Annotated in this window: 5 protein-coding genes; 2 read left to right on the forward strand and 3 right to left on the reverse strand. The window is 42.9% G+C overall.

All coding sequences use genetic code 11. The annotated features are described in order from the left end of the window. Positions 1-326: 326 nt before the first annotated feature. The gene (locus E7204_RS03815; protein WP_295181700.1) at positions 327-719 is read left to right on the forward strand and encodes a hypothetical protein; all 393 of its coding nucleotides are present in this window, start codon (positions 327-329) and stop codon (positions 717-719) included. 3 nt (positions 720-722) lie between these two features. Continuing rightward, positions 723-1,679: an AEC family transporter gene (locus tag E7204_RS03820; RefSeq protein ID WP_295181702.1), complete on the forward strand. Its 957-nt coding sequence runs from the start codon at positions 723-725 to the stop codon at positions 1,677-1,679. Positions 1,680-2,262: 583 nt separating this feature from the next. Here E7204_RS03820 and E7204_RS03825 read toward each other — a convergent pair. The 3 genes from E7204_RS03825 to E7204_RS03835 form a co-directional block, all read right to left on the reverse strand. Further along, entirely contained in the window at positions 2,263-3,546 is a 1,284-nt protein-coding gene (locus tag E7204_RS03825) for a sodium/glutamate symporter (RefSeq protein WP_295181704.1), read from the reverse strand. A gap of 491 nt (positions 3,547-4,037) precedes the next feature. After that, positions 4,038-5,273: a M20 family metallo-hydrolase gene (locus E7204_RS03830; protein WP_295181706.1), complete on the reverse strand. Its 1,236-nt coding sequence runs from the start codon at positions 5,271-5,273 to the stop codon at positions 4,038-4,040. A 163-nt stretch (positions 5,274-5,436) separates the two neighbouring features. Continuing rightward, entirely contained in the window at positions 5,437-6,291 is an 855-nt protein-coding gene (locus E7204_RS03835) for a PocR ligand-binding domain-containing protein (RefSeq protein WP_295181707.1), read from the reverse strand. Between the last annotated feature and the right edge of the window lie 450 nt (positions 6,292-6,741).

Here is a 6,741-nt window from a genome sequence, read left to right on the forward strand (position 1 = left end):
ATAAAAGAGAAGTTGAATTGGCTAAGTCCGGTAAAGTATCGCTTAAAGAATACAGTAGCATAAAAAATTCCGAGAAACCTATTCAGGCTTCTCGGAAATAAAAGTCTAACTTTTTGGGGTCACTACAGATTACGGCTTACTGTGGCTTTTTGTAGTGGTCTGAATGATAGCGGTTCAGACCATTTTCACTTTTTTAGACTTGAAAACTCAGTCTAAGTGGGTATAATGTTGTGTATGCTAAACAAATCGATATAGTTTAGTATGAACATTTAAGCGTGTAACTTTTGATTTATTTAGGTTTTAATTAATATAGAAAGAGGCTAATTATGAGACTACTGAATAGAACATTGGCCATGTTAGGCCTGGTAGGTGCCTTGAGCCTATCCTTGTTAGCGCCGGTACAGGCCGCGGATTATTGGTACTATGTAGGTGCCGACATTCATGATAACACAACATCTATCGACAACAGCAGCGTCGACAAAGAAGACGATGTAGCCCAACTTTGGATCCGTGTAATTCAACCGGGTGGGGATTATTATTTTGAAAAAATGGAAATCAAGAAAAATGAACGCACTATCCAAACCTTGGACATGCAATATTTCCATCAAACCGGTATCGCTTACGATAAAAGCGAATACACTTATGATTCCAAACCGGCCGCCATTCAGGCCGGCACTATCGGCGAATCCCTGTATAATTTAGTGTGGGGTGCCAAGTAATAAATGATTCTGCATATTTTCCTGACGACGGTTCTGCCTATTTTGCTATTGGTCCTCATCGGCTATTTTATGGATAAAAAATTCCACATGGACCTTGATACACTCAGTAAAATGAACTTCTATGTGGTGGCGCCGGCATTTTTGTTTACCAATACCTATAGCTACCATGTAACCGCTGAGAGCGCTCAAGTCGTGTGGCTCACGGTGATTGGCTTTGTGGCCACTTGGCTGACTAGTTTGATTTTTGAAAAAACGCTGGGCTTTTCCCGTGAAAAATCCGGCATCTTCCGCAATGCCGTACTCTTTAACAACTGCGGTAATATCGGGGTGCCACTCATCGTTTTTATCTATTCCAATGAGCCGTTTTTACAAGATGGGGCGCCTATCTGGTTGCAGGCGGCCATAGCGATTCAAATCGTTGTCTTTGTTTGGCAAAACATCGTGACTAACAGCCTTGGTTTCTATTTTGCCGGACAGGGCAAAATGAGTAGTATGGATGCGGTTAAACTGGTTTTTAAAATGCCGATTATTTACGCCGTAGCCTTAGCTTTAATCTGTAATTTCGGTAAAATCCCCGTGGATCAAACCTTCTTTTGGCCCGTCCTTACCAATGTGAGCAATGCGCTCGTCATGGTCGCCCTCTTTACTTTGGGCGTACAACTGGCCAGAACCCCGTTCAACTTCTTTAATCGTGACGTTATGTGGGGCAGTGCCGTCCGTCTAATCATCGGTCCGCTGATGGCTTGGCTCGTTATTTGGCCCTATGAACTCATAGCCGGCCCCGTTTCGGAACTCGTTATGCAAGTTCTCGTTATCTCTGCGGCCGTGCCGGCCGGCGTAACTACCGCACTTATCGCAGGCGTATTGCGAACTGAAACCGAATACGCCACCCAACTCGTCGTGGCGAGCACCGTATTCTCGGCCATAACATTGCCAATAGTAATTTTATTAGTTAAGTAAAACACGCGAGCTTTTTTGCGAAGGCCGTGATGCAATTTCTAAGGCTTGGTTTTGCACAGCAAAAAGACCCTCAGAAATTGCATCACGGCCTTCTTTTCGCAGAAAACCTCTCGCCGTTTTATAACGGGGAGAGGGAGAAGAGGGGAGGTTTCTGCGTTGCAGAAACCTCCCCTCTATCCTCCAACGCCGGTAAGAACGGCCATAAAGTTCTTTGCGCAAAGCCCCTGATGAGGTACTCTGCGTCGCTAAGAACAGCGTAACGTTCTCTGGGCGCAAGAAACCCGATAGGTCTAAGGTCCTAAGAACATTTTGGTTTGTAAAACCAAGCCTTTCTCTCCTCCAACGCCGGTAAGAACGGGCATAAAGTTCTTTGCGCAAAGCCCCTGATGGAGTGCTCTGCGTCGCTAAAAACAGACATAAAGTACTCTGGGAAGAAGAAATAGAGAGGTCCACATCTAAGGGTCTTTTTTGCTTGCAAAACCAAGCCTTAGATGTGGAACCTCTCCATTCTTTATAAGTTTATGCTGTTTTTAGCTATGATGTAGAGCCCATCAGGGGCTTAAGGACGAACCTTATGCCGCTCTTACCAAGTCCCCATCCACGTAATAATAATGGCATTGACGAAGTCAATCAAGAAGGCACCAACGAGTGATACGATGAGCCATGCTTTAGGAGACGGACCGTATTTTTCAGCCAAGGACTGCATGTTGGCAAGACCGTTAGCTGTAGCACCCATGGCAAAACCGATACCGCCGACGCCGAGCATAACGCCGTCGTAGTTTTTACCAAAGAGTAAGAAGTAACCGAGCCATGCAAAGACAATCATGAGAAGTGTCTGAGCAATGAGGATTACTACGAGCGGTAAAGCCAAGTGAATCAATTCATAGAGTTTCAAGCTGTTGATAGCCATGGTAACGTATACTGTTAAGGCAACTTCGGATACTACATTGAGGCCGCCGCCCTGTACGCGATACATACCGGAGAAATCGCCGATGTTACGGATAACAGCTGCTACGAGCATGGCACCGATGTAAGCCGGTAAGGTAATGATGGTGTTGAGGTACGCACTGAGTACGGCACCGAGACCTACGGCTACGAATACGAAGCCGGCTGCTTTTAATACGCCGTTTACGTCGGTTGTTTCTTCTTCTTCAAGAATAGACATATCGAATACATGAGGTTCTAATTGAGCTGCTGCCGGATTATCAGCATCGGCTGCCGGAATATTTTTAGTTGCATTTGGTGTTGTTGCCGGATCAATATGTTGCGTACCCGGAGTTTTAATTTTGTAGTGTTTAATTAAGAATTCGCCGAAAGGTCCACCGAGTACGAGGGCTACTACCATCCCGAAGGTTGCTGCTGTGATGGCAACGGTTGTGGCACCCGGAATACCGTAAGTGGTTTCAAAATATGGACCGAAGGCTGCCGAGGTACCGAGACCACCCATGAGGGAAACGGCACCCGCCAAAATACCGTAGTGGAAGTCAATGCCCATGGCACCGGCAATGGACATACCCAACAAGTTCTGCACAAAGCCGAGGATAGAGGATACGATTAAATATAAAATAAGTGCTAAGCCACCGTATTTGATGAGTTTTAAGCTGGCCATCATACCGATGGTGGTAAAGAATACTAAGAGGGCTACGGTAGATAAGGTGTTGTCAAAATCTACTTGTAGAATTCCGTATACACGCAAACCGGAAAGGATAAAAGCGAATGGTAGACCACCGATTACCGCAGCCGGTAAGCTGAGTTTTTGAAATACGGGAACTCGGTTTTTGATCCATAAACCGATGAAATACGTCACAAATGCGAGTGCGACCGCTTGTACGCTACTGATTTTGACTGTCAAGACTTCTGCGCCCATAAACAACGCCTCCTTTAAGCAAGCTGACTCCTTTATTAAAAGGGGCTTCATAATACAGGTGGGTAACCGTAGTAGTTGAATTAATTGGAATAATGATGGCATCCGGTATTATGAAACTGGAAAATGATGAGTACGGAAGGAGAGTTTTCTGATTGAAAAAGCCCTTCCTTTTAATAAATATTTCAACTTGATAATATTATACTATGTGATTGCGTAAAAATACAATAAAATTTCAGTAAATTTCTATGTATACAAAAATCATAAGAATGCATTTAAGGCGATATACATTAGACTTCATGCCTTTATTCTTATAAAATATATTATATTATAAATTCTATATGTAGTTTATTTGTGCATAAAATACAATTAATTATACACATAAAAACAAATGTAGTTACCTTAAAAACACAATAAAATAAACAAAAGTAGAGTATATAAGGACATTTTTATATACTCTACAAAATGCATAAATGTATAGAAAATTTTGTATATTACTGTTTATCTAAATATAGGATTAGGTTTTTCAAAAATTCTGTGCCGGTTACTAAATCTTCAATTGTAATGGATTCTGCCGGATTGTGACTTACGCCACCGGCGCAAGGAATGAAAATCATGCCCACATCGGTGTAATCACCCCAGTTCATGGCATCGTGACCGGCGCCGCTGGGGAGGGTCATGTAATTATAATTTTTATCTTGGGCTACCGACTCCATGGCATGTATCATCGATTCTTTCATCATGAGCGGCATTTCATTGGCAATCAAAGCGGTATCGATAGGAATCTCTCGTTGGTGACTAATTTCTTTGATGGATTGTAGGATGGCCTCAGTCGCTTGCTCTTTGGCCTCTGCGGAGATGCTGCGGATATCGAGGCCTAAGGTGACTTCGCCGGGGATGACATTCATAACACCCGGTGTGGCCTCAATAACGCCTACAGTAGCTACGACCGGTATGGGCGCACTCTTTTGCGCAATGCGTTCGGCGGCGAGGATGATTTCGGCGGCGGCACACAGACCATCGTGGCGGTGATTCATCGGTGTGGCCCCGCTATGACCGGCTGTGCCGTGAATGTGCACTTTGTAGCGTGTCGGTGCGGCAATGCCCGTAACAATCCCAATCGTGTGTCCGGTTTTTTCGAGGACGATACCCTGTTCAATGTGTAGCTCTAAAAAAGCTTTGAGTGGGGTAGTAAATTTTGTTTGGGGAATGTTATCGGGATTGAAACCGCGTGATTTGAGTACTTCGTATAAGCTATTCCCTTTTTTATCCTGTAAAGACTGTAATCGTTCAATACTTAGCTGACCGCGCATAGCTTGACTGCCCAAAGTGGCACTGCCAAAGCGACTGGATTCTTCGCACATAAATAAAAATATATCCAGTGGATGGGTGAGGCGCTCCTTGTTTTCGTGTAAGTCTGTAACGACTTCCAACGCAGCTACGATACCGGCAAGACCGTCATAGTTACCGCCTTGGGGCACGCTGTCGGTATGCGAACCCATCATGATGGCCGGGGCATCGGGATTTTCGCCCTCGTAGCGGCCGATGACATTGCCGAAGTCATCATAACGTAAGGTTAGACCTAATTTTTTTAGACAATCAATGAGGTATTCGCGACCCTGCCAATCCTCATCGGTAAAGGCAATGCGATTGATACCCGGTACACCTTCGATGGTGCTGCTGGCTTGCATGGCGTTGAGATGTGCTAATAGGCGTTCTTTATTAATCATAGGACCTCCTCGTTTTGTAAATTGCATTGTAGATTAAATTGTCAATTGTATTGTAAATTGAATTATAAAATGAAGTATAAATTGAATAATGGTTTACGGTTAGCAAAAAAAGCAGTATTTAATTCATGTTGAGTTAAATACTGCTTTTAGTATGTAAAGCTAATTAATATCTGTATTTACGACGATAGGAATGCGGTGTTTCCGAAGTAGCTTCTTTGAAAACCTTGCAGAAGTAGCTGGTTCGATTATAGCCCAGATTACGAGCAATGGATTCGATAGATGAGTCGGAACCGCGGAGCATCAATTTGGCCTGTTCCAATTTGCGTTCGTTAATATATTGCACGAGTGACATGCCCGTTTCCTGTTTGAAAATTTTGGACAAATAAGACTCACTTAAGTAGACGTGGGAGGCAATATCCCGCAATGAAGGATTGTTGTTTAAATGCTTGTCGATGTAAACGAGGGCGCGTTTAATTTCAGGGCGATATGCCGTCTTCATATGATGCTGCACATCGGATTTACTGCTTTGTAATTCCGGAATATCAAGACTGCGATTTAATATGTCAGGGAAATAATGGCCGGCCATAAGGTTTAATACTTTAGAGGCACTATTTATTTCTTCCGTAGAATAAATAGGCAATTGACGATAATACATTTTAGCCGTTGTGTCGTTTTGCCAATCACTGCGCGCTGCAATTTGCGGTAATTGCGGATCCGTTACGGCTGTTTGGCCGGCACAAATAAAGCCCAGTAGATGACCTTCATGAATTACGGGCACAGAAAAGTCTACAATGCCGGCATGACAGCGATAAGCAGACGGGCATTGTCCTTTGGAGGCTTCAAGGCCTCCATAGGCGTCGCAATAGGCGCAAAGGCGCGACAATGTAGGATGACTGCGAATATACTTGCAAAAATTACTGAAGTTGTATTTGCACGAAAGCACACGACCGCGCAAATCTACATATACGGCTGCTAATTCCGTAATGTTTGTAAAATCACGCATGATCTCATTAATCATGGTTGTTTCTGTCTTAAAATTACCGGTTGGCATCGTTGACACCCCTCTCTCTTTTCTGTTTGTATGGGCGTACAAAACAAAAGGATTAAAAAATAGTAATACAACAAATAACTAAAACTCATGATAAACACAGAACTTACTGAGGTTTTATGATTAATCATTATACCAATTATAACAAAAAATTGTTAAAAGTAGAATAAAAAATTCAAATTTCGCAAAAATGTGTTAAAAAATGGAATACTGTTATTTTGTATAATAATCGTACACACAATACCGCAAAATGTGGTGAATATTTGAATTTTTATTTTTTTAGTAAATTGCAATATGAAATTGAACACTTTTAAAAACCCAGTAACTTATTAACTTCTTCAATGAAGACTTCTTGCGGTGTCCGGTAGTTCAGAATTTTGCGTGGTAGTGCATTACACCAATCGGTAGCACGTCGAAGTG

This window comes from Veillonella sp. (assembly GCF_015058545.1).
GTDB lineage: Bacteria > Bacillota > Negativicutes > Veillonellales > Veillonellaceae > Veillonella_A.